This is a genomic window from Myxococcota bacterium (assembly GCA_035498015.1).
Lineage (GTDB): Bacteria > Myxococcota_A > UBA9160 > SZUA-336 > SZUA-336 > VGRW01.
In genome coordinates this window covers 24,335-47,591 of sequence record DATKAO010000032.1, presented here as the reverse complement: position 1 = coordinate 47,591, position 23,257 = coordinate 24,335, and the positions used below count along the sequence as shown (strand labels likewise).

Annotated in this window: 23 protein-coding genes; 12 read left to right on the top strand and 11 right to left on the bottom strand. The window is 70.8% G+C overall.

Features of this window, described 5'->3' with window-relative positions; genetic code table 11:
• Positions 1 to 1,008, bottom strand: a 1,008-nt coding sequence (locus VMR86_02725) for a PQQ-binding-like beta-propeller repeat protein (protein HTO05945.1), incomplete at its 3' end; no start/stop codon positions are given.
• A gap of 102 nt (positions 1,009 to 1,110) precedes the next feature.
• Between VMR86_02725 and VMR86_02720 the strand changes: the two genes are divergently transcribed.
• Positions 1,111 to 1,824, top strand: a complete 714-nt coding sequence (locus VMR86_02720; protein HTO05944.1) for a DUF72 domain-containing protein — start codon at positions 1,111 to 1,113, stop codon at positions 1,822 to 1,824.
• An 81-nt stretch (positions 1,825 to 1,905) separates the two neighbouring features.
• Positions 1,906 to 2,604, top strand: a complete 699-nt coding sequence (locus VMR86_02715; GenBank protein HTO05943.1) for a hypothetical protein — start codon at positions 1,906 to 1,908, stop codon at positions 2,602 to 2,604.
• Here VMR86_02715 and VMR86_02710 read toward each other — a convergent pair.
• Positions 2,507 to 3,217, bottom strand: coding sequence for an alpha/beta family hydrolase (locus VMR86_02710; protein ID HTO05942.1), 711 nt, complete (start codon positions 3,215 to 3,217; stop codon positions 2,507 to 2,509). The two genes, VMR86_02715 and VMR86_02710, sit on opposite strands and share 98 nt — an antisense overlap.
• Before the next feature lie 49 nt (positions 3,218 to 3,266).
• Here VMR86_02710 and VMR86_02705 point away from each other — a divergent pair, with 49 nt between their 5' ends.
• Entirely contained in the window at positions 3,267 to 3,611 is a 345-nt protein-coding gene (locus VMR86_02705) for a P-II family nitrogen regulator (GenBank protein HTO05941.1), read from the top strand.
• A 66-nt stretch (positions 3,612 to 3,677) separates the two neighbouring features.
• A complete protein-coding gene (locus VMR86_02700; protein HTO05940.1) occupies positions 3,678 to 4,268 on the top strand; it encodes a hypothetical protein in 591 nt (196 codons plus the stop codon).
• On the opposite strand, the gene VMR86_02695 is transcribed toward VMR86_02700, so the two are convergent.
• Positions 4,240 to 5,235, bottom strand: coding sequence for a class I SAM-dependent methyltransferase (locus tag VMR86_02695; protein ID HTO05939.1), 996 nt, complete (start codon positions 5,233 to 5,235; stop codon positions 4,240 to 4,242). The genes VMR86_02700 and VMR86_02695 overlap by 29 nt on opposite strands.
• A gap of 62 nt (positions 5,236 to 5,297) precedes the next feature.
• Between VMR86_02695 and VMR86_02690 the strand changes: the two genes are divergently transcribed.
• The 5 genes from VMR86_02690 to VMR86_02670 all read left to right on the top strand — a co-directional run bounded on the left by VMR86_02690 (position 5,298) and on the right by VMR86_02670 (position 9,901).
• The gene (locus VMR86_02690; GenBank protein ID HTO05938.1) at positions 5,298 to 6,068 is read left to right on the top strand and encodes a fumarylacetoacetate hydrolase family protein; all 771 of its coding nucleotides are present in this window, start codon (positions 5,298 to 5,300) and stop codon (positions 6,066 to 6,068) included.
• Positions 6,065 to 7,060 (top strand): D-2-hydroxyacid dehydrogenase, encoded by a 996-nt coding sequence (locus VMR86_02685; protein HTO05937.1) that lies wholly within the window; start codon positions 6,065 to 6,067, stop codon positions 7,058 to 7,060. The genes VMR86_02690 and VMR86_02685 overlap by 4 nt, the downstream gene beginning before the upstream one ends.
• 12 nt (positions 7,061 to 7,072) lie before the next feature.
• The gene (locus VMR86_02680) at positions 7,073 to 8,206 is read left to right on the top strand and encodes an amidohydrolase family protein (protein HTO05936.1); all 1,134 of its coding nucleotides are present in this window, start codon (positions 7,073 to 7,075) and stop codon (positions 8,204 to 8,206) included.
• Between the two features lie 281 nt (positions 8,207 to 8,487).
• Complete coding sequence (locus tag VMR86_02675; protein ID HTO05935.1) at positions 8,488 to 8,922, top strand: hypothetical protein; 435 nt, start codon at positions 8,488 to 8,490, stop codon at positions 8,920 to 8,922.
• 37 nt (positions 8,923 to 8,959) lie between these two features.
• Complete coding sequence (locus tag VMR86_02670) at positions 8,960 to 9,901, top strand: creatininase family protein (protein HTO05934.1); 942 nt, start codon at positions 8,960 to 8,962, stop codon at positions 9,899 to 9,901.
• On the opposite strand, the gene VMR86_02665 is transcribed toward VMR86_02670, so the two are convergent.
• The 4 genes from VMR86_02665 to VMR86_02650 form a co-directional block, all read right to left on the bottom strand.
• Positions 9,898 to 11,532: a SulP family inorganic anion transporter gene (locus tag VMR86_02665; protein HTO05933.1), complete on the bottom strand. Its 1,635-nt coding sequence runs from the start codon at positions 11,530 to 11,532 to the stop codon at positions 9,898 to 9,900. The two genes, VMR86_02670 and VMR86_02665, sit on opposite strands and share 4 nt — an antisense overlap.
• 25 nt (positions 11,533 to 11,557) lie before the next feature.
• The gene (locus VMR86_02660) at positions 11,558 to 15,103 is read right to left on the bottom strand and encodes an FG-GAP-like repeat-containing protein (protein ID HTO05932.1); all 3,546 of its coding nucleotides are present in this window, start codon (positions 15,101 to 15,103) and stop codon (positions 11,558 to 11,560) included.
• Positions 15,104 to 15,203: 100 nt separating this feature from the next.
• Positions 15,204 to 16,391 carry a vWA domain-containing protein gene (locus VMR86_02655; protein HTO05931.1) on the bottom strand — a complete coding sequence of 396 codons (1,188 nt, stop codon included), beginning with the start codon at positions 16,389 to 16,391 and terminating at the stop codon, positions 15,204 to 15,206.
• Between the two features lie 39 nt (positions 16,392 to 16,430).
• Positions 16,431 to 16,907 carry a hypothetical protein gene (locus VMR86_02650; GenBank protein ID HTO05930.1) on the bottom strand — a complete coding sequence of 159 codons (477 nt, stop codon included), beginning with the start codon at positions 16,905 to 16,907 and terminating at the stop codon, positions 16,431 to 16,433.
• Positions 16,908 to 16,953: 46 nt separating this feature from the next.
• Between VMR86_02650 and VMR86_02645 the strand changes: the two genes are divergently transcribed.
• A complete protein-coding gene (locus tag VMR86_02645; GenBank protein ID HTO05929.1) occupies positions 16,954 to 18,243 on the top strand; it encodes a carbohydrate porin in 1,290 nt (429 codons plus the stop codon).
• 94 nt (positions 18,244 to 18,337) lie between these two features.
• Here VMR86_02645 and VMR86_02640 read toward each other — a convergent pair whose 3' ends face one another.
• Positions 18,338 to 19,192 carry a class I SAM-dependent methyltransferase gene (locus VMR86_02640; protein HTO05928.1) on the bottom strand — a complete coding sequence of 285 codons (855 nt, stop codon included), beginning with the start codon at positions 19,190 to 19,192 and terminating at the stop codon, positions 18,338 to 18,340.
• 80 nt (positions 19,193 to 19,272) lie between these two features.
• Here VMR86_02640 and VMR86_02635 point away from each other — a divergent pair, with 80 nt between their 5' ends.
• Positions 19,273 to 21,192 carry a transcriptional regulator gene (locus VMR86_02635; protein ID HTO05927.1) on the top strand — a complete coding sequence of 640 codons (1,920 nt, stop codon included), beginning with the start codon at positions 19,273 to 19,275 and terminating at the stop codon, positions 21,190 to 21,192.
• A 1-nt stretch (position 21,193) separates the two neighbouring features.
• Here VMR86_02635 and VMR86_02630 read toward each other — a convergent pair whose 3' ends face one another.
• Positions 21,194 to 21,688, bottom strand: coding sequence for a hypothetical protein (locus VMR86_02630; GenBank protein HTO05926.1), 495 nt, complete (start codon positions 21,686 to 21,688; stop codon positions 21,194 to 21,196).
• Between the two features lie 70 nt (positions 21,689 to 21,758).
• Here VMR86_02630 and VMR86_02625 point away from each other — a divergent pair, with 70 nt between their 5' ends.
• Entirely contained in the window at positions 21,759 to 22,079 is a 321-nt protein-coding gene (locus VMR86_02625; protein HTO05925.1) for a hypothetical protein, read from the top strand.
• On the opposite strand, the gene VMR86_02620 is transcribed toward VMR86_02625, so the two are convergent.
• A complete protein-coding gene (locus tag VMR86_02620) occupies positions 22,080 to 22,856 on the bottom strand; it encodes an SDR family oxidoreductase (protein ID HTO05924.1) in 777 nt (258 codons plus the stop codon).
• The gene (locus VMR86_02615) at positions 22,853 to 23,242 is read right to left on the bottom strand and encodes a DUF4345 family protein (GenBank protein ID HTO05923.1); all 390 of its coding nucleotides are present in this window, start codon (positions 23,240 to 23,242) and stop codon (positions 22,853 to 22,855) included. The genes VMR86_02620 and VMR86_02615 overlap by 4 nt, the downstream gene beginning before the upstream one ends.
• Between the last annotated feature and the right edge of the window lie 15 nt (positions 23,243 to 23,257).

The following is a 23,257-nucleotide window of genomic DNA, read 5'->3' as shown; positions in this document are numbered from 1 at the left end:
CTGGGTGTTTCCGTCGTAGTCCCACACGTCGTGCGGGGTGAACTGGAAGTACCACTTCGTGTTGCCCGTCTTCGGGTCGAGCGCCAGCACGGAGTCGGAGTACAGGTTGTCGCCCTTGCGGCCGTCGCCGTCCCAGTCGGGCGCGGGATTGCCGGTGGTCCAGTAGAGTGTGTCGCTCTCGGGATCGTAGGCGCCGTAAGTCCAGGCCGGCGCGCCGCCGCGCTCGTACGAGTCACCCGCCCAGCTGTCTGCGCCGGGCTCACCCTTGCCGGGCACCGTGTACTTGCGCCACACGGCCTTGCCCGTCTTCGCGTCGTAGGCGTCGAAGAAGCCGCGCACGCCGTACTCACCGCCCGCCACGCCGATGATCGCGAGGTCGTGCACGATCAACGGCGCCGACGTCAGGCTGAAGCCGGCCTTGTAGTCGGCGACCGTGATGTCCCAGGCGATCTCGCCGGTCTTGCGGTTGAACGCGATCAGGTGCGCGTCGAGCGTGCCCATGATCACCAGGTCGCCCGCGATGCCCACGCCGCGGTTCGGCGGGCCGCAGCACAGGCGCAGGTTCTCGCCGTTCTTGTGGTCGTAGCGCCAGAGCAGCTCGCCGGTCTTCGCGTCGAGCGCAAACAGCCGGTTGTAAGAGGAAGTCACGTACATGACTCCGCCGTACACCACGGGCGACGCCTCGAACTGACCCGTGGTGCCCGTGGGGAAGGCCCAGGCGACCGAGAGCTTCTTGGCGCTCTCGGGCGTCAGCGCCTTGATCGGCGAGTGGCGGAAGTTGCGGTAGTTCCCGCCGTACTGGATCCAGCGATCCGGCGGAGTCACCGCCACGTTCAGCATGTCCTGAGTCACCGGGCCGGCCGCGCCGCCCACCGGCTTCTCGGCCTTCCAGTGAGTCGGCACCGGCGGCAGCTGGATCTCCGCCGGCTGCTCCCCTTCCGCCGCCGCCGCGACCTGGCCGCAGGCGAACACGAGCGCGAGCCCCCAAATCCATGAGCGCTTGGTCACGACCGAACCCCCTCCCCTTGCATGGGCGAAACACGCCCGCGGGCGCATCGTACAACGCTGCGGCGCGCGCCGCTCCCGTGTGGTGTAGCCTGGACCGAGCGGATGAAGAGGCTGTTCACCGGCACCAGCGGCTTCGCCTACAAGGAATGGAAAGGGTCCTTCTACCCCGAGGACCTGCCCGACGCGAAGATGCTGCACTTCTACGGCGAGCACTTCGGGTCGGTGGAGATCAACAACACCTTCTACCGCATGCCCAGCGAGAAGGTGCTGCGCGACTGGGCCGCGCAGGTGCCCGGTGACTTCCGCTTCGTGCTCAAGGCCTCGCGCCAGATCACGCACATGACCCGGCTGAAGGAGCCACAGCCCGTCGAGTATCTGCAGAAGCAGTCCGAGTCCCTGGGCGAGCGGCGCGGGCCGATCCTGTTCCAGCTGCCGCCGAACATGAAGAAGGACGTAGAGCGGCTGAAGACCTTCCTGGCCCGCGTGCGCCCCGACGTGCGACCCGCGCTCGAGTTCCGCCACGCGAGCTGGTTCGACGAAGACGTGTTCGGGGCGCTGCGCGAGCGCAACGCGGCGCTGTGCATCGCGCACACCGAGGAAGAGGAAGGGGCGGTGCAGACACCCTTCGTGGCGACCGCCGACTGGAGCTACCTGCGCCTGCGCAAGGTGAGCTACGGGCCGGGTGAGCTCGAAAAGTGGGCCGCGCGCATCGCCGAGCCGGCGTGGGGCGACGTGTTCGTGTTCTTCAAGCACGAGGACGAGGGCACGGGTCCGAAGCTCGCGAAGAAATTCGAGTCTCTGTTTCCGACTTTGTAGATCCGTCCAGGCACGCCGCCGCGCGCGGGGCGCTGCGGCGCCCGCAGTGCCCGGGCACACGCCGTGCAATGCGCCCGAGTCATGAGAGAGCTCTTCGTCTCGGGTCTGTTCGTGTGTGCCGTGGTCTGGGCTTCGGGCGCGGCTCACGCCGCCGCGGTGACCGGCGGCGACACCACCTTCACCCTCACGGTCGACAGCAGCGCGCTGGGCGTCGACGTCTCGCCCGTCGGTGACACCACCCCGCTCGGCGGCGGCGCGTTCGTCGTGCCGATCACGGGCGGGGCAGTCACCCAGGACCTCGCGACCGGCTCGATCGAGCACCAGGGCTCGGGCTTCGACTTCGACTTCGGCGGAGTCACCCTGCGCATGACCAACCTGCGCTTCGATCTCTCCGAGATGCAGGTCGACGCCGACCTGTCCGCAGGACCGTTCGCGCTCTCGTTCCAGGTGTTCAACCTGAAGAACTGCGTCGCTGCGGCCGGCGCCGAAGTCCCCTGTACGGGTGCCAGCGGCGCCAGCAACGAGTTCGGGCTGTTCCTGCGCCCCCAGGCCGCGGACCTGCTCGAGAACGACGTGTTCGGCGACCGCGTGTTCGACGACGACGACCAGATCTTCCTGGCTGCCGTCCGCCCGGCCGTGGCGCCCGAGCCCGCCGGAGCGCTGGTCGCGTGCGCGACCGCGGTCAGCCTGGCGCTCCTGATCGTTCGCGCAGCCACCCGGCCACGACGACCGCGAGTGACTTGCGGACCGCCTCGCTCGTCTTCCCGCTCGCCTTCGTGACCTCGAAGGAATGATTCGCGCCCTCGAACTCCCGCAGCGTGACGCGCGGCCCGAGCTTCACGCACAGCGCGCGCACCAGCCCGATCTGGGCCAAGTCGTCACGCGTGCCCTGCAGGAACAGCATGGGCGCGGTCACCGACGCCAGGTGATCGCCGCGCGCGCTCGCGGGCTGCTTCGGCGGGTGCAGGGGGAAGCCCAGAAACACCAGCCCGCGCACGCCCTCGAGGGGCTCTTTCGCGAACGCGTTCGAGGTCATGCGCCCGCCCATGGACTTCCCGCCCGCGAACAGCGGCAGCCCGGGCGCGAGCGCGCGGGCCTCGGCGCACACCGAGCGCACGTAGGCCTCGAGCACGGGCTGCGGGTCGGGCGCCCGCCTACGCAGTTCTGTGTAGGGAAAGTTGAAGCGCAGGGTCGCCACGCCCTGCCCCGCCAGGTCGTCGGCCACGGCGGCGAGGAAGCGGTGGCGCATGTCGGCGCCCGCCCCGTGCGCCAGCACGAGCAGCGCGAACGAGTCGTCGGACCAGTGCAGGATGCCACTCACCGGGCCCTTGCTCCGGTCGCTGGCCAGCCGTATTTCGGGCATCTTCACCGGCTCCCACACCGCTTCGGTCAAGTATTTTGCCGGCTGCCGATGAGATGAAAAGCAAGGTCAGGAGGGCCGCATGCAGAAGATCGTGGCCATGGTGCCGCTGGACGAGCTGGATGAGGTGATGCGGGCGGTGCTCGCACTGCGCGTGCGCTGCCAGATGAGCGCTACCGGCGTGCGCTACGCCGACGGTACAGTCACACACCGGCAGGAGTACCGGGGGGTGTCCTACGAGACTCCCTGGGAGACACGGGCGCGGCTCGAGATCGTGGTCTCGAGCAAGGAGACCGAGAGCGTGCTGGGCACGCTCGCTGGGCTGCTCGACCGCGACCGGAAGAAGGACGAGGCCATCCTGGTGAGCGAGGTCGACGACGCGCTGCGTGTCCGAACGGCGCGCCGCGGCGAGATCGCGTTCTACTAGCCGCCCGCTCAATCCCCGGGGATCGCCCACCGATACGGCCGGGCAACCGTTGTCCGGAGTGTCCTCTTGCGTACCATCCCGTCGGTAAAGGCTGCGTTCTTCCAGCTCGCGGCAGACGAGGTGGCGCGGCTGCTCGAGTCGGGCCGCCTCGCGCGCGCCGCGCTCGACGAGTACCTGCAGCCGCAGGACTGGCAGTACCTCGGCAAGCGTCATGCGCTCACGAGCTGGATCCCGGTTGCGACCCAGGCGCGGCTGATCGAGGTCCTGGTGGCGCTCGAGGGCGGCGGCAATCCGCAGGAGTACCTGCGCTGCCTGGGCGCCTGCGCGGCCGTGGACCTGCGCAAGGCGGGCGTCTACCAGCAGTTCGAGGCCAAGTCCGCGAAGTGGGGCTCGGGCGTCGGGCGCATCTTCGCGACCTTCGGCGCCGTGGCGTACAACTTCTCGCGCTGGTCTTACGAAGAGGGCTCGGCGGAAGCGCACGGCCGGATCCTGGTCGACGAGGCGCGCGACTTCCCCGAGTGCCTGCGCTTCACCAGCGAAGGCTTCATCACCTACCTGTGGCAGAACGCGCTCGACCGCAAGGGCGTGGCGATCCGCAGCGAGCGAGTCACCCGCGACCGGATCGTATTCACGCTGCTCGAGCTCGACGCCGGCTGACGAGCTCCACGTCGAGCCACGGTGCCGCGCCGGGGTCGTGCGCGAAGCGCGCGCGCAGGGCGGCCTTCACGGCCCGTTCCTCGACGCGCGCCCAGGGCGCGTAGAGCCGGTCGGCCACGCCGCCCAGCACGTCGCCGGCGAGGGCGGTGCGGGTCAGCCCGAACTCGCGGGCCAGTGAGTCGAGCGACGCGAGGCCGAAGCCGTGCAGGTACGGGAAGCCGAGCAGGTTGTTCCAGGCCAGGGCGCGCACCGGCAGCGGGCGCCGGCGCAGCCAGCGCGCGAAGCACGCGCCGTGCGGGAAGCGCAGCAAGAGCCGCCCGCCGGGACGCAGCACGCGCAGCGCCGCCGCCAGAGACTCGCGCGGGCGCGGCAGCTGGTCGAAGGTGTTCCAGATCGCGACCGCGTCGAAGTCGGCGAGCGCCGGCTCGTTCTCGAGCGTGCCGCGCACGAGCGGGAGCCCGAGTCGCCGGCAGATCTCGACCGCCTGCTCACCCGGATCGATGCCGATCGCCTCGAGCCCGGCAGCGCGCGCCTCGGCCAGGAAGCCGCCCACGAAGGAGCCGACCTCGAGCACGCGCGCCCCGCGGCCCAGCTGGGCCGCGAGTGCGCGCGCCTTGGGCCGGAAGAGCGCGCGCTGCGAGGCGATCATCTGCGGCAGGCGCTCCGCCGGGTAGCGGTCGGACTCGTAGGCGCGCAGCACCGCGCCGGCGGCCGGCCGGGGCGAGCGGTACAGGAGCCCGCACGCGCGGCACGCCAGGAGCCGGGTCGGGTAGTCCTGGGTGAAGCTCGCGCGCTCCTCCAGCGCGGCGCGGGAGCGACGAGTGAGCCGCGCGCGGTGGAAGCGCCGGGCGAGCTCGGCCTGCGCAGCGAGCGTCTCGGGGCTCGCGACCTCGTCGGCGGCGAGCTCTCCACAAACCGCGCACGCGACGTCGACCTCGGGCGTGAGCGCAACGGCGGAATCGGCCATTCGCTCCCGGTTCGAGCACGCGCCGTGCCAGTCGCTCGTCCGCCCGCAGTACACTCTGCGCCGTGGCTTCGCCGGACCGCACCGCCCTCGCCGACCGGCTCTTCGAGTCGCGCGCGCGCGGCGACGTCTCCCCCGCCTGGCTCGCCGGGCTCTCGCTCGACGAGGCGCTCGACGTGCAGCTCGCGCTGCTCGAGCGCAAGCTCGCGGCCGGCGAGAAGCTCGCGGGCTGGAAGGTCGGCCTGACCTCGAACCGCGCGCGCACGGCGTTGGGCGTCGACGCGCGGCCGTTCGGGCACGTGCTGGCGAGTCACCTGTTCGCGAGCGGCGCGCGCGTGCCCGCGGCGTCGATCGCCAAGCCGTCGATCGAGCCCGAGCTGTGCTTCGAGATCGGCCGGCGTCTCGCGGGTCCAGGCCTGTCGCGCGACCAGGTGCGGGCGGGGCTTGCGCGCGTGTGCGCGGGCTTCGAGCTGAACGAGCGGCGCGCGGGCTCGACCCGGCCCGACTTCGGCGCCTTCGTCACCGACGGCCTGACCCAGTGGGGCGTGGTGCGCGGCAGCGGGGTGACTCTGGCCGAGGCCGGTGACTTGAACGCCGTGCACTGCGCGCTGCTGCGCGACGGCGAGAAGGTCTACGAAGGCGTGAGCCGCGACGAGCTCGACGACCACCTCGAGTCACTCTCGCGCCTGGCCGCGGTATTGGGCGCGCACGGGCGCGCGCTCGAGCCCGGGCAGGTCGTGATCACGGGCGCCTTCGCGCGCTTCGACGCGGCGGCCGGCCAGCGCTGGCGCGCCGAGTATGGCGGCGTGGGCGAGGTGGAGGTGGGCTTCACGTGACCGAGCTCGCGCTGCGCGGACCGATCGACGTGCTGGTGGTGCTGGGACTCACCCTGCCCGAGATCGCCGAGGGCGAGCTCGACGCGATCCGCGCCGCGGCCCCGCCCGGCTCCACGGTGCGCGTGGCGCCGCGCATGCGCGAGGCGCTCGAGCTGGCCGCGGCGACCGAGGTCATCCTGGGCTTCATCCCCGAGCCGCTGTTCCAGGCGGCGCCCAGGCTGCGTTGGGTGCACGCCATCGCCTCGGGCATGGACGCTTTCCTCTACCCGGCCATGCGTGACTCGGCCGTGGTGCTGACCGGCGAGAAGGGCCTCGTGGGCGGGCACCTGGCCGACACGGGCTTCGGGCTGCTTCTGGCACTCACTCGCCAGATCGCGACCGCGATCCGCATGGGCCCCGAAGGCTGGAACCACCGCGAGAAGATGCGCCGCTCCGAGCTCGAGCTCGAAGGACTCACCATGGGGATCGTGGGCTTCGGCGGCACCGGCCGCGCGTTCGCCCGCCGCGCCGTGGCCTTCGGCATGCGCGTGCTCGCGGTCGACGCCTGGCCCGTGCCCGCCTCCGACGGCGCGAGCGAGGTCTGGGGCCTCGACCGGCTGGACGAGCTCCTGGCCGCGTCGGACGTGGTCGCGATCGGCGCGCCGCTCACGGCCGAGACGCGCGGGCTGTTCGGCGAGAAGGCGTTCGCGAAGCTGAAGCGCGGCGCCTATCTCGTGAACGTGACCCGCGGCGAGATCGTCGATGGCGACGCGCTCGTGGCCGCGCTGCGCGACGGGCGGCTCGGCGGCGCGGCGCTCGACGTGGCGCCGAAGGAGCCGCTGCCCGCCGACCACCCGCTCTGGACGCTGCCCAACGTGGTCATGACGCCGCACACGGCCGGCGCGAGTCAGCTGCGCGCTCCGCGCAATGTGGCCCGCTTCTGCGAGAACCTGCGCCGCGCGCAGCGCGGCGAGCCGCTGGTGGGCGTGGTCGACAAACGCCTGGGCTACTAGGAAGGAGACACGGTGCGCTACTACTCGTGCGACTCTCACCTGGTCGAGGCGCGCGAGGTCTTCACGGGCCTCGAGCCGCGCTTCGGCACGCGCGCCCCCCAAGTGATTCGAGACTGGAAGGGGAACCGCGGCGACTGGCTGCTGCTTCCCGGGGTGCCGCCGATTCCGATCGGGCGGCTGGGCATCGCGGGTCACCGGCTCGACGACCCCGCCACCGACGAGCTGATCGCGCGCGGCTACGACGGCCTGAACCCGGGCGTGCGCGACCCCGCCAAGCGTCTCGACGAGCAGGCGCGCGACGGCATCTGCGGCGAGGTCATGTACCCCAGCCTCAACATGTTCACCTACGCGTCGCCCGAGCAGGACGTGGCGCGCGCCGTGTTCGAGCGCCACAACGACTGGGTGACCGACTACTGCGCGGTGGCGCCCGAACGGCTGATCGGGATCGGGTGTCTCCCGATCCCCGACGTCGACGCGTCGCTCGCGGAGATGGAGCGCGCGGCGCGCCGGGGCGTGCGCGGCTTCATGATCCCCGCCCACGTGTCTCCCGACCGGCCCTACTGTCACCCCGACTACGACCGCTTCTGGGCCGCCGCACAGGCCATGGACCTGCCGCTCACCATGCACATCTTCGTGGGCACCTCGTGGGACGGTGGCATGCCGGCGCACTGGGGCACGCCGGCGGGCACGATCAAGGGCTACACGCTCGCCTTCACCACCGCGGTGAACACCATGATCGACCTGATCTGCGGCGGCGTGGTCGAGCGCTTCCCGCGGCTCAAGCTCGTGATCTCCGAGTTCGAGACCGGCTGGGTCGCGCACGTGGTCCACCGACTCGACCACGCGACCTACCGCACGCCGCGCTTCGCCGTGGACTATCTCACCATGAAGCCGAGTGAGTACTTCCACCGCAACTTCCACGTGACCTTCGAAGACGACGAGATCGGCGTGCGCACGCGCCACGAGATCGGCCTGCGCAACCTGGTCTGGGGCAACGACTACCCGCATCACGACGCGATCTGGCCCAACTCCATGCACGTGCTCGAGCGCGTGATGGCCGGCGTGCCGAAAGCCGAGATCGAGCAGATGTGCTTCAAGACCGCGACCGAGCTGTACCGGGTCGATCTGTCGAAGCTGCCGGCGTGAGGCGCGCGATCTCGGGCTCAGTCACTCGCGCCCGCGCGAGTCACTCGAGGCCTGGGAGAGATTCGCCTCGGCGAAGCGCGTGGCCGGGCCCTGCCCCTACCGTCGGGTCAGTCGCGGCCGAGCCGGGGGGACCCGCCCCTGCCCGGGTCGGATCTCCAGCAGTCACCCCTGGTTGGGCCGCGACTTGCCGGTCGAGGCGACTACACCCGCAATCCAATCCGTCCACCCGGTCGTACAGATTGTGATTGGCATCACGCGTGAGAATGGGTATGTTTCGCCCGATGAAGCGAGCTCGAATTCTTAGATACGGCGCCGTCTTCGCCGTGACCTCCTGCCTGCTGGCCGGCGGCGTGCATGCCGGATCGATCTCGCCCGGTCAGGGCGTCGACCTGAAGATCACCCAGGACCTGCAGGGTTCGGACTCGTTGCGGCTCGTCCTGCAGGCACAGCTCAGCTCTGCGCTCGGCGGAAACCCCCAGACGAATGGGACGATCCAGGGGATTCTCGACCAGCTGAAGTCGAGCCGCCCCGTGCACCTCCCCGCCAATCCCGGTGGCTTCTTCGCCGGCCTGATCGGCGGCGGCAAGCCCGGCCCCATCACGATCGGCCTTCCGGGCGTGAACCCGATTCCGGAGCCCCGCACCTGGGTGCTCTACGCGCTGGCGGCCGTGCTCGGCGCCTGGGTGGTTCGCAAGGAGCTGCGCACCACGCGCTAGCTCCCCTCGCCCCTCGGCGTCGCGCTAGGCTCTGCGCATGAGCCCGAGCCCGCGCAGCGTCCGCTGGGAGACCCTCACCAAGAGGCAGTTCGACGCGATCGACCGCGCGCAGGCCGTGGTGGTCGTGACCTGCTCGCCGATGGAGGTGCACGGTCCGCACCTGCCGCTCGGCGCCGACTGTCTCGAAGGCGCGGGCCTGGCCGAGCGCGCGCTCGCCTTCCTGCCCGAGCGCCACCGCGGGCGCAGCTTCCTGCGCCTGCCGTTCGTGTGGGCCGCGTGCGACGCCGTGCCGCAGCCGGGCACGGTGTCGTTCCGGCCCTCGACCACGATCGCGTTCCTGCGCGACATGGGCGAGTCACTCGCGCGCCAGGGCTTCCAGAACGTGCTGGTCTCGAACTTCCACGGCAGCCCGCGCCACTTCCTGGCCATCGAAACGGCGTGCCACCGGGTGTCGCGCGCGCGCGGGATCCGCATGGTGTCGATCTTCTCGCTCATGCTGACCCGGCTGGGCGTGCGCGGCTCGGAGCTCGGCGACGTGCTCGGACACCTGGAGGGCGTGGTGAAGGCGGACCTGGCCGGAGACACCCACGCCGGCTTCGTCGAGACTTCGCAGCTCCTGGCGCTCCATCCCGAGTGGGTCGACCCCGAGTACAAGTCGCTTCCGCGGCGCACGGCGGAGATCTGGCTGGGCGAGCGCGGGCGAGCGCCGGCCGGTGGCGTGCTGGGCGGGCTGCGCACCGGGATCGAGTATTTCCGCGAGGAGACTTACTCGGGCGCGCCCGCCGGGGCATCGGCCGAGGTCGGCGAGCGCATCCTCGACACCTTGGCCGGCCGCGCGGCCGAGGCCGTCGCCGAGCTCCTCGACGGCACGCTGCCGGCCGAGAAATGGCATTCGCCGTTCTGGCGCCTGCGCCACCTGTTCGTGAACCGCGCCGCCGTGCGCCTGGCCGACTGGGCGCTGGGCGTGTCGCGCGCCTAGTGAGTCGGCCGGAGCGTCTTCTCGAACTGCGAGACCGCCAGCTCCAGGTTGAACACCAGGCCGTGCCGGCCGAGTGAGTCCCCGAGCGGCGAGCGCTTCACCACCGCCAGCACCTCGGGGTTCAGCGCGGCCAGCCACAGCTCGACTCCCGCCTTGCGCGCCTTGGGCTCGGCCTCGACCAGCATCTTCATCGCCGTGTACTCGATGTCGACGAGCGCGCTGCAATCGAGCACCACCACCGACGGATGCTGCGCCTCGATCAGCGCCAGGATCTTGTCGGCCACGCGCTGCGCGTTGGCGAAGAACAGCCGTCCCTCGAGCCGCAGCAGGAGCAGCCCCGGGAACGTTTCGTCGTCGGGATGCTCGGAAGTGAGTGGCCGGAACACGTCGGTGCCGCGCTTGCGGCCGACCACGTACACGGGCGGGTCCCAGGTCTGGTGCGCGAGCGAGAGCAGCGAGGCGATCACCGCCACCACGATCCCCTGCAGAGTGCCCAAGAGCGCCACACCGGCGAACGCGATCAGCGCCCACCAGAACTCGGTTCTGCGCACGCGCGCGATCGCGCGGAACTCGGCCGGCTTGATCAGAGTCACCGAGTACACCACGACCACCGCCGCCAGCACCGCATTGGGCATCTGCGCGATCACCGGCGCCAGCAAGAGCAGCGCGCCCAGGGCGGTCGCGGCAGTCACCAGCTCGGCGACCTGCGTGCGCGCGCCGGCCAGGCGATTCACCGCGGTCTGGGTCGTGCCGCCGCCCGCGGGCATGCCGCCGAACAGACCGCCCGCCGCGTTCGCCAGCCCCAGCGCGAGCAGCTCGCGATTGGGCTGCGGCCGCGGCTCGTCGGGATGCGCGAAGGCGCGCGCGGCGGCGATGCTCTCGGTGAAGCTCATGAGCGCAATGCCGATCGCGCCCGGCCACATGCGCAGCGCGAGCTCGGGGTGCGGCAGCGTCAGCACGGGCAGGTCGCGCGGAACGTCACCCACGGTCGAGACACTCAAGCCCAGCCAATGCGAGGCCGCGATCCCGACCGCGATCGCGATCAGCGGCACCGGCGAGCGCGGCGCGAAGCGCTCGAGCGCGAACATCAGCGCGAGCACCGCCAGCGAGAGCCCCAGCGTGGGCGTCGAGATCTGAGACAGCTGCTGCGCGACCGACCACAGGTCGCGCAGGAACGCCGTCTTCTCGATGTGGATCCCGAGCAGCTTGGGCAGCTGATCGGCCACGATCACGAGCCCGACACCCGACTTGAAGCCCGCGAGCACGGGATCGGAGATGAAGTTCGCCACGAACCCCAGCCGCAAGAGCCCCGCGCCGAAGAGCATCGCGCCCACCAGGACCGCGAGCGTGGTCGTGGCCTGCGCGAGCTGCGCCGCGTCGCCGCCCGGCACCACGGCGCGCAGGCCGGCGAACACCAGGATCGCGATCGTGGTCGTGGTCGACACGCTGAGCGGGCGCGAAGTGCCGAGCGCCGCGTAGACCAGCGGCGGCAGGAGCACCGTGTAGAGCCCGACCGCGACCGGCAGACCGGCGATGGTGGCGAAGGCCATCGCCTTGGGAATCACGACGGCGGCGGCGACCACGCCCGCGGTGAGGTCCGCCGCGAGCCATTCCCTGCGGTAACCGGGCATGTCGCCAGCATACGCCGACCGTGACCTACTGGAACGGACACATCCCCTGCGCCCCCGCCTCGCATGGGAGCGGGCAGCTCGCGCACTTGGGGCCAGCGGGCCGGCCGGCCAAGAGCTTGAAGCGGGCGGTATCCGCGGCGTTGATGTTGTTCACGCCGTCCGTGTTCTGGCCGAGGTTCAGGTCGAAGACGGCGCAGGGCACCGTGTGACTCGTGCCGCAGGTGTCCGTCGTGCGGTCGCGGCCTGCCGAGGCCTTGTACTGCGCCGTGTCGGCGGCGTTCAGGTTCCCGCCCTGGCTCGTGCCCGGGAAGTCCCCGTCGCACGGGTTGCCGAAGCCGTCGCCGTCGTCGTCGCGCTGGCCGCCGGTGAGCGTGGCCCAAGGGTTGCTGGCGAGGAACGTCGCCGGGACCCTCGGGTTGGCGACGAGCGTGCAGTTGTCGCAGGCATCGCCCACGCCGTCGCCGTCGCTGTCGGCTTGGATCGGGCCGGGGTTCGAGACGGTCGGGCAGTTGTCCAATGCGTCGATCACGCCGTCGCCGTCGGTGTCACCGCCTGCGCGAACATCCATTTCGCCGGGTGAGTTGCCCGGCGGCGAGTACCAGGGGGTGGTGGGGAACAGCGGGTGATGAGTGAGGATCCGCCAGCGCCAGTGACACACGCCGCCCAACGGACAGCTCGACGGGGTCGTCAGGTCGAAGCCGCCGACTCCGGTCGAGCTCGCGCCGGAGGTGACCAGACCGGTGCCGTCGAAGGGCGTCGCGAGCGGCTTCGTCTCGAGCTGCAGTCGCACGAGCGCACGCCCCGCTGCGCTGCGCAGGTGGCTCTGCACGTCGAACTCCATCCCGTCGACCTCGGGGTGAGTCGTGCCCAGGAAGGCGATCGGCGTCGACGAGAGCGCGCGGCGCATGCGCTGCGGCCTGGGTGAGCCGAGCGCTCCACCTCCGAAGTGGACGAACACGCTCCCGTGGGGGTTCACCAGCTGGTCGAGCTGATACGAGCTGACGATCGCGTCTGCAAGACCGTCGCCGTTCACGTCGAGGTTCAGGGCCACGCCCAGACCGTAGTGATCCCCTGCCGACGCGATCGCCGGCAGCTCGGCCGCGAAGTTGCCAGCGAGTCCGCTCGGGCCGCCGAGATACACTCGGGCAATGCCCTGGTTGCTCGCCGCTCCGTCCGCGCCGACGATCAGATCGCCGTACCCGTCCCCGTTCACGTCTCCGCCGCCGCCGATCGCGGTGCCGAAGCGGGCGCCGCTCGCCGGGCCGTCGATCTCCGTCGCTGCGCTCGTGCTCACGCCTCCGGGCTGGCCCAGGAACACCCGCATCACTCCCTGCGAAGCCCCGAGCGGGCCGGTCCACTGCGGCTCGCCGAACGCCACGTCGGCATAGCCGTCGCCATTCACGTCGCCCGCGGAGGCGACGGCGAAGCCGCTGCCGTGCGCAAAGCCGGTCAGTATGGCTGCGGGCGTGGCCGCGAGCCCGCCGGCCTGGCCGAGATACACCTTGGCCTGCACCACTGTACCGGTCACGGCGTCCGCCTCACCCACGATGACGTCGCTGCGGCCGTCGCGGTTGACATCGCCAGCGCCCGCGACGCGAATCCCCAAGAGCTGGTGCGCGTCGGTGCCCGACTGAGTCCAAGCGGGAGTCGGCACGACACCGACCGGTGTCGCCGCGCCCAGGAACAGATAGACCTTGCCGAGGAACGGGACCCCGCCGACGGAGGCGTTGGGTGCGCCCACGATGAAATCTCCGAGGCCGTCGCCGTTCACGTCCCCGGCTGCCCCGACCGAGGTCCCGAGCTGATCGCCCGCGGCTTCGCCCAGGAAGGTGAAGCTCGGCGTCGCCGCGAGACCCGCCGGTCCCCCGAGATACACCTGGATGCGTCCCACGTCCGAGACCGTGGCGCCCTGTACGGTGCTGTCCCAGCCTGAGGCACTCACCACCACGTCGTCGTAGCCGTCGCCGTTCAGGTCGTTCACGCCGGTGACTTGCGAGCCCTGGAAAGCCGCCTGCTGACCGCTCTGCCACGAAGCGGGCTCGCTCGGCTGCGGCCCGCAGGCAGGACCGCACGCGCCGCCATACACGACGTGAAAGCGCCCGCCATTGCTGGCCAGCGATTCGCCGATCAGATAGTCGCTGTAGCCGTCGCCGTTGATGTCGCCGCCCGACCCGATGCTGGCCCCGTACGCGGTGCCGGCGGCCGAGCTGAAATACCCTGCGGATCGACCATTCGGGTAGCTCCCCCCGAGATAGACGCTGACCGTTGCGCCGCTGGCGGTGGACGTCGAGACCGTTGCAATGTCGCCGAAGCCGTCGCCGTTCAGGTCGCCCGCCCCAGTGGCCCAGGTCTTGAGCAAGCCGAGGGAGCCCGGGCGCGATTCGTCGGCTGTTGGAGGTACCACCGGCCCGGTTCCTGCGCGGCCGAAGGAGACCGACACCACCAAGCCCGATCCCGAGCCATAGACCAGGTCCGCGACTCCGTCTCCGTTCACGTCGACCGCGGAGACGGGATCGGAAGAGACCGTGCCCGGAGCGCTGGTGTCGAACGCCCAGATCTCCGCGGGCCCTGGTGGCGATGCGCCGCCCGCGAGCAGCCGGAAGTGACCGCCTCCGGTCGCGATCAGGTCGGCGTATCCGTCGGCGTTGGTATCTCCCGCTGCACTGACCGCTTGACCGAGCTGCGAGGCCCCGGAAGCGCTGCCGAGCCACTGGTAGTCCGCGTTGGCGAGGGTTCCCGGCGCGCGGGCTTGGAATGCCGCCTGGCCGAAGTACACCAGAACGGCGCCGCCAGTCGGGACGGAGGGAGCGCCGACGGCGAGGTCGTCGAAGCCATCGCCATTGATGTCTCCAGCCCCCGCCACGGACCAGCCCAACGTCGGGCCACTCGCCGTCCAAGCCGCGCCCGCTTCACTGCCGCCGCTCGACGCCGCGAAGGTCGGCCCACCGAGCCAGACCCAGGCGTGGCCTCCTGTGCCACTCAGGAGGCCCGGATCTCCGACGACGAAGTCACCGTAGCCGTCATGATTGAGATCTCCCGCGGGAGAGACCGAGTACGCCACGTTGACGTTACCCCCGACCGTACCGCTCAGGTGGGCAACCCAATCGGGCAGCAAGGCGGGCGCCATGAGCCCGCCGTCCGGCGCCGTGCCGAGATCGGTTCGCCCGAACCAGACGTAGATGCTGCCGGGCGCGCTCGACCCCGACGGAAGATCGCCCCCGCTCTCCACCACGATCAGGTCGTCGATGCCATCGCCGTTCAGGTCACCGGCGCAGGTTGCCCCCGAGCCGAACAACGCGGCCGCTGACCCCAAGGCCTCCCAGTCCGGGACGGCCGCCACCCCGCCCGGCCCGCCGAGATACACGCGCACGTCCCCCAGGACAGCGACGACGAGATCGCTGTAGCCATCGCCGTTCAGATCGCCCCCGGCGGAGACTTGAGTGACCTGGGTGGGCTCCGCCAGGGTCGCGCTCGGGGTCGGCGCCAGCCCGGCGTGGGCTTGGAGCGAAGCGAATGACAGCGTGATTCCGGCCCACCACGAGACCGTGGACCGGCCCGTGAAAGACGTCACGCCTGGATCCTACTCCCGGGGCTCCTTCCGAGTCACGAACTTCCCGGGCCCCACCGGCCGGGCGCTCTTCGTGTGATTCGTGTCTCTCGAGCCTTGGGGCTCAGGGTTTCGCCGACTCTGGCTGCACGGTCAGCTCTTTGCCCGGCTTCTGGTGCGCCTTCGCCTTGTCCTCGGTCTCGACCTCGAGCTGCATCAGGCGGTCGCGCTTGGCCTTCTGGTCGGCGTCGAGGGCGACGTTGCCGAAGGTGAGCTCGCGCTCGATGCGCTGCTCGCGGCCGTCGCTCGCCACCGCGATGACCTCGATCTGGTTGGGCCCCGAGATGAAGGGAACGAGCGCCGACCAGGCGCCGTGCTCGTCGCGGTTGAGCTCGAGCGCGGGAGCGCCCGTGGTCTTGTTCGCGACGCGCAGCTCCTTGAGCGAGCGGAACTCGATCTGCTTCAGCAGCGGGGCGAGGTTCTTCACGTCCTTCACGGCGTGATACTCGCCGTGAGTCACCGTGGCCACGGGCTCGATCTCGCGGCCTTCGTCCTCGGCGGCGGAGCCGATCGCGAAGATGTGCACGCGAATGTCGTGGTTCGCGAGCGAGCGCGCGGCGCGGCGGGCCGCCGGCACGGCGCGGTACGCGGGCAGGGTCGGCAGGCCGTCCGTCAACACCACGGCGTGCTTGGTCGCGTGCGCGCGCGGCTTGCTGTCGGCGCTCTTCGTGCCGAGCAGCTCGATCGCCGCGCGCAGCAGCCCTGCGGCCAGGTCGGTCCCGCCTTCGGGCGCGACCAGCATCCGCTCCGCGAGCGCGTCGCGGATCTCCTGGTAGTCCGAGGTGAGTGGCGCATCGGTCGAGGCGTGCGACGAGTAGGGGCTCTCGTCGCCGGCGAAGCTCACGATGCCGACGCGCGTGGTGCGCGGGTCGAAGCCGTCGAGCAGTGACTCGACCGACGCGACCTCGGCGCCCAGGATGCTGTCGGCGCGCGAGACCCTCATGCCGGGCAGGTGCGCGATCCAGCTCGAGCGGCCGCCCAGGCCCGAGGGCTCCGCCGTGCTGCCCGACGTGTCGAGCACGAAGATCACGTCGAACAGCTCGAGCTCGCCCTGGAAGGCGAACGCGGTGCCCGACAGGAACCCGACGCCCGGCTGTCCCGACGGGCGACGCACCACGTCGACGGTGTCGAGCGTGAGCTTGATCTCGGGGCCCGCGGCGTTGGCGGGAGCGGGAGCGTCGGCGTTGGCCGCGGAGCAGATCGCTGCCACGAGCAGCAGCGGCGCAGCCAGCGCCCCGGGGGTGAAGCGCATGCCGACAGTGTATCGCCGCGGCGGCGAAAGCGCGCGCCTTCACTTCACGAGCGCGAGCTTAACCTTGCCCTCACCCAGGGTCAGAGTGACTCCCTGCGTGTCGGAAACGAGCCGGACCTCGACGCCCTTCGCGTTGGTCATGGCGACGCCCGCTCCGCCTTCACCGAGCGTGCGCCCGCCCTTCACGGCCCAGTAGTCGCCCTCGAAGTCGTCGAGGCTCGCCAGGTGGTAGATCCCCCCTTTGGCGGTCACGGAGTTGAAGCCCAGCGCGATGATCGACAAGCCGTCCATCGTGACGCCGTAGGTCTTGCCCTGATACTCGAGCGAGCCGCGGCCCCACGAGTAGCCCACGCCCGCGGCGAGTGACTTCGCCGAGATCTCCAGGGTGGCGTCGGGCTGCGGCGCGGGAGTTCCGGGCCCTTCAGGCAGCGGCGGAACGACCGGCGAGGGCACCGCACAGGAGATTGCGCTCGCGAGCACGAGGCCGAGCGCGAGCGCCGAGAGGGTGGAGCGCATGCCGAGAGTGTACGCTCCGCAGGTCTTGCGGCCATTCGCGCCACTCATGCTCGCGCTCGCCTGCGCCCTGCCCGTCCGCGCCGAAGACGCCGCCGAGTCGCCGTGGTGGAGCTTGCACGCGCAGCTCACCAACGTGACCCAGCTCCAGCCGGCGTTCCACTCACCCTATGAAGGCGCGAACAGCCTCGACCCCGACACGCACGCGAAAGAGACGGTCGATGCGACGCTGTTCGCGGGCCTGCGCCTGTGGCGCGGCGCGGCCGTGTATGCGAACCCCGAGATCGACCAGGGCTTCGGCCTGTCCGACACACTCGGCGTGGCGGGCTTCCCAAGCGGCGAGGCGTACAAGGTCGGGCAGAACGCGCCCTACTTCCGGCTGCCCCGCGCCTTCTTCCGGCAGGTGATCGACCTGGGCGGCGAAGCCGAGGAAGTCCCGCCCGGCCCCAACGAAGTCGGCGGGACTCACACTCGAGACCATCTCACGCTCACCGCCGGCAAGCTCAGCGCGGTCGACCTGTTCGACACCAACCGCTACGCGCACGACCCGCACGCCGACTTCCTGAACTGGGCGATCATCGACTCCGGCGCGTTCGACTACGCGGCCGACGCCTGGGGCTACACGTACGGCATGGCGGCGGAGTGGACCCAGTCGTGGTGGACGTTCCGCGGCGGCGTGTTCGACATGTCCGAGGTCCCGAACAGCAAGCACCTCGACCGCGGCTTCTCGCAGGTCGAGTTCCTGCTCGAGCTCGAAGAGCGTCACACGCTGTTCGGCCACGCGGGCGAGCTGAAGCTGCTCGGCTTCCTGAACCGCGCGCGCATGGCCAGCTACCGCGACGCGGTGGCGCTCGGCGCCGCGACCGCCTCCACGCCCGACGTCGCGCTGGTGCGCCAGCGCCAGGAGCGCCTGGGGATCGCGCTGAACGTGGAGCAGGAAGTCACCGCCGGTCTGGGCGTGTTTCTCCGGCTCAGCTCCGACGACGGGCGCAAGGAGGCCTTCGAGTTCACCGAGATCAACCGCTCGGCGGCCGCGGGGCTGTCACTCAGCGGGAGTCTCTGGGGCCGCCCCGACGACACGTTCGGCCTGGCCGCCGTAGTGAACGGCATCTCGGGCGGCGCGCGCGACTACTTCGCGGCGGGGGGCCTGGGCATCCTGATCGGCGACGGCCGCCTCCCGCACTACGGGGCGGAGAGCATCGTCGAGACCTGGTACTCGTTCCGCGTGGCGAGCTGGCTGTCGCTCGGGCTCGACTACCAGCTGATCCAGAACCCGGCCTACAACCGCGACCGCGGCCCGGTGTCGGTGATCGGGCTGCGGGTCCACCTGGAACGCTGAGTCACTGGACCATCAACAGCCTCTGCGCCTCCTTCTCCAGGTCCAGGTAGAGACAGGGCCGATCCTACCCGGGATCCGCGCTCACGGATGCACGTCATTTCCGCTGGACTACGACCTCGAGATACTCGCTCGGCACCACCATCGTGCCGTCGTCGGCGCGGTTGAAGCGCGACACCAGGGCCAGGATGTCGTCGCGCAACGCCGTCTGACCTTGGGGCGAGAGCGCGGCGAAGGCCTTGAGCGTGGGGCCGTAGAAGGTCTTGAACACGTCGAGGAAGTGCTCGGGCGAGCGGTAGCGGAACGCGAACCAGCGCGAGGTCGCGTCGATCGCGCGCGCCGCCGGGCCGAACATCTCCTGGAGCCGGGGGCGCGTGCCCCAGAGCGCGGGTGACTTCGCTCCCGCCGGGGGCGGCACGTGCTTGCCGATGGTCTTGAAGAGCTGGCCGATGAAGCCTTCGGGCGTCCAGTTCGCGAGCCCGATCTGGCCGCCGGGCCGACACACGCGCGCCAGCTCGGCCGCGGCCTTGTCCTGGTCGGGCGTGAACATGACTCCGAAGGTCGAGAGCACCACGTCGAAGCTGGCGTCGGCGAATGGCAGCGCCTCGGCGTCGGCTTCGCGGAACTCGATCGGCAGGTGCTCGGCGGCGGCGCGCTCGCGTCCGCGCTCGAGCAGCGCCGGTACGTAGTCGGTCGAAGTCACCTCGCAGAAGCGGCGCGCGGCGGCGAGCGACGCGTTGCCGTTGCCGGCCGCGACGTCGAGCACGCGCAGGCCCGCACGCAGGTCGAGCGCCTCGCACAGCGATTCGCCCACGATCTGCAGCGTGGTGCCCACGATCGCGTAGTCGCCGGACGACCACGCGCCGTGCTGGCGCGTCTTCACGGCCGCGAGGTCCAGGGGAGCGGGCGCGGATGCCGGCACTTGGCCGACCTGGGAAGTGGATGTCACCATGATCGAAGCCTCCTGTTCAGGTGCAGGAAACATCGACCCCGCGCGTGGTTGCGCGCGTGGGAGCCGGCGTGGAAAAGCCAGTGGAAATCGAAGTGCGGCTGCTCGGACCGTTCGCGATCACGCGCGGCGGCGTTGCGCTCGAGCTGCCGGCCTCGCGCAAGGTGCGCGCGCTGTTCGCGTACCTGGCGCTCGCGCCCCGCGCGCAGACGCGCGGGCAGCTGTGCGACCTGTTGTGGGACGTGCCCAACGACCCGCGCGGGGAGCTGCGCTGGTGTCTGTCGAAGATCCGCAAGCTCGTCGACGATCCGGGGCGGCGGCGCGTGGATGCCGAGGACGACGCGATCCGGCTGGACCTGTCGGACTGCGGGGTCGACGCGCTCGACGTGGCGGACGCGGTGCAGGAAGGGCTCGAGTCACTGCCGGTGGAGCGACTGCGCGCGCTCGCCGCGCAGGTGGAGGGTGAGTTTCTCGAGGGGCTCGAGCTGGACGGAAGCCCCGCGTTCGCCGCCTGGCTCGCCGGGCAGCGCCGGCGCTTCCGCGGCTGTCACACGGCGCTGCTCGAGCATCTGGTGCGCGCCGCGCCCGGCGACGACCCCTTCCCCGAGCTCGAGAAGTGGCTCGAGCTGGCGCCGTTCGACCGCCGCGCCCACGAGGCGCTGCTCGCGGCGCTGGTGAAGGAGGGCCGGGCCGGCGAGGCCGAGGAGCACCTGGCGGCGACCGCGCGCCGCTTCGAGGCCGAGGGCTTCGACCCGGCGCCGCTGCGCGACGCGTGGCGGGCGGCACGGGTGCGGGTGCGAGCGGACGCAGCCACGCCGGAGACGCCGCCGAGCGCCGCACGCCGCGCCTCGGTCGCGGTGCTGGCCTTCTCGGAAGACGGCAGCCCCGGCGGCGCCGCCGACGGCCTGACTCACGACGTGATCACGCGGCTCGCCAAGCTGCGCAGCCTGTTCGTGATTGCCGAAGGCTCGGTTTTCGCGCTGCGCGACCGGCGCGTGGCGCCGGAAGAGGCCGCACGCATGCTCGACGTGGACTACGCGGTGAGCGGCTCGCTGCGCCGGCTGGGCCGGCGCTTCCGAGTCACTGCCGAGCTCAGCGAGACGCGCAGCGCGCGCGTGGTCTGGGCCGAGGAGTTCGACCTCGCGGGCGACGAGGCCTTCGCGGTGATCGACGAGATCGGGAACCGCATCGTCGCATCGGTCGCGAGCGAGATCGAGAGCGCCGAGCGCAACCGCGCGATCCTGCGCCCCCCCAGCTCACTCGACGCCTGGGAGGCGCACCACCGCGGCCTCTGGCACATGTACCGCTTCAACCGCGACGACAACGCCCGCGCGCGCAGCTTCTTCGAGACCGCGATCCGGCTCGATCCCACGTTCTCGCGCGCGCACGCCGCGCTCTCGTTCACGCACTTCCAGAACGTCTTCCAGGGCTGGTCCGAGCGCGCGCCCGAGATCGAGCGCGCCTACGCCGCCGCCGGCCAGAGCCTGCTGGCCGACGACCGCGACCCGGCCGCGCACTGCGCCATGGGCCGCGCGCTCTGGCTGCGCGGGAGTCATGGCCACGCCATCGCCGAGCTCGAGGCCTCGATCGAGCTCAGCCCGAACTTCGCGACCGGTCACTACGCGCTGGCCTTCGTGCACTCGCAGTCGGGCGATGCGAAGGCCGCGATCGAGCTCTCGGACCACTCGCGCCTGCTCTCGCCGTTCGACCCGCTGCTCTTCGCCATGCTGGGCGCGCGCGCGATGGCGCTCGCGCGCCTGGGCCGCGCGGAAGAGGCCGCGGAGTGGGCCACGCGCGCCAGCATGCGGCCGAACGCGCACGAGCACATCTTCGGGATCGCGGCCTACTGTCTCGCGCTGGCGGGCCGGCTCGACGAGGCGCGCGCGCAGCTCGCGCTGATTCGCCGCACGCGCCCCGGCTACGGCATCGAGGACTTTCTGTCCGCGATGCACTTCTCGGCCGAAGGCGCCGCGCTGTTCCGCGGTGCCGCCGGGCGGCTGTGACTCACTTCGCCGCCGGCGCGGCCTTCTGCTCGATGACCGGGATCTTCTCCGCCAGCTCGTAGCGCAGCAGCGCGTCGATCTTGTTCTCGAGCTGGTAGAAGCGGGCCACGGTGCGCCCGGAGACCACCTTCGAGAACTCCGGGATGTAGCTCTGGCGCACCTTGTTGCGCTCGGCCTCCGCGGCGAGATACTCCTTCATCAGCTCGACCGCGCGCTCGTCCTTGAGCTCGGCGTAGTGCGAGGTGTACTCCGCGACCAGCGCGACCACCTTGTCGGAGATCGGGTTCAGCTCGCCCTGGTACTTGTCGTAGATCGGCCAGAAGCCCTTGGCCTCTTCGGCGCTCAGGTCCAGGTTCACGGCCACGAACGCCTTGCGGTTCGCGCGGATGGTCTCGAGCAGGATCGACTGCTGACTCTGCGTGGTGTCGGCGGCGAAGGCCGCGCCCGACAGCGAGAGTGACAGGATTGCCGCCAGCCAGAGACGCGATTGAGTCATGTTCGTCCTCGTTTTTCGAGCTTGGTGAACCCTATCATGAACCAACGACGAACCCACAAGGAGCTCAGGCATGAATCTTCGGAGTGGAGCGAGCGGCTTGCTCGTGCTCGTGGCCGCTCTCCTCGGTCCGGCAGCGCGGGCGCAATCACCCGGTCCCGACGAGGTCCGCGTCACGGGCTGCGTCTCGAAGGGAACCGAGGTCAACTGCTGGGTGCTGACCGACGAACGCGGCATCAGCTACAGCTTCACGGGCACTCCCGCGCAAGCGAACCAGTGTGTCGAGGTGACCGGCACGCGGGCGCAGGGCTTCTGCATGCAGGGAACTCAGCTCGCGCTGAAGAAGCTCGTGCCGAGTGACCGCGACTGCTGCAAGATCGCGCCGAAGAAGTAGTCAGCTCCCCGCCTCGAGCGTCTTCTGCAGTCTGCGCATGCCCTCGAGCCAGCGCTCGAGGTCGTTGGTCTTGTTGTTCATCCACTTCTGCGCGATCGGATCGGTGAGGATCAGGAAGCGCTCGGCGTCGACGGCCTCGACGACCATCTCCGCGACCTCCTCCGGCTCCTTGATCGGCCCGGCCGCATTGCGCGCGAAGGCGGAGTCCACGTCGCCGAGCATGGGCGTGCGCACGCCGAGCGGAGCCAGGAGCGACACGCGGATGCCTTTGTCGTGGTAGGTGATCGAGAGCCACTCGGCGAGCCCCACCACGGCGTGCTTGGTGACTGCGTAGGTCAGGTTGCCCTGACTCGTGAGGATGCCCGCCATCGAAGCGGTGTGGACGAGATAGCCCGAGCGGCGCGCGAGCATGCCGGGCAGGACGGCGCGCAGCGCGTAGACGTGGCTCATCACGTTGATCTGCCACTGTGAATCCCAGACCGAGATCGGCGTCTTCAGCGGGTCGCCGCCCGTGGCGACGCCGGCGTTGTTGAACAGGAGGTCGATCGGTCCGAGCGACTTCTCGGCCTGCGCGATCATCGCGGTCACCTCGGCCTCGCGCCCGAGGTCGCACGGGAGCGCGAGACCGCCGATCTCCTTGGCCACGGCCCGGGCGCCGTCGGCGTTCACGTCGACGACGGCCACGCGCGCGCCGCGCTTCGCGAACGCCCGCGCGCTGGCCGCGCCGATGCCGCTCGCGGCGCCAGTGATCACGGTGACCTTGTTCTCGAGCTTCATGACGCAACGCTCCTCATCTGGCGGGCGGTGGCGAGCGCCGCGACCGCGGTCACCGCCTCGACCGCCATGGCGACACCGATCTGTGGCAGGAAGCCGTCGAGCGCGATCCCGAGCAGTCGGCCGCCGATGATGCCGAGCATGATCAGCGCCACCGCCTCGAGATAGCCGGGCTCCCGCCGCCACAGGCCGAGCAGCAACAGCAAGCCGACCGCGAAGAACGCACCGCCGGTGTCTCCGCGCATGTGACTGAACGCGGCCGGGCTTCCGAGCGAGATCCCGGACTCGGCGCTCATCGGAACGGGCGTGAACACCCAGCGCAGCGCGAACGGAAACGCGAGCACGACGCCCAGGAGGCCGGTCAACCAGCGGGGAATTCTCTCTGCCATGGACACAGGCTACCG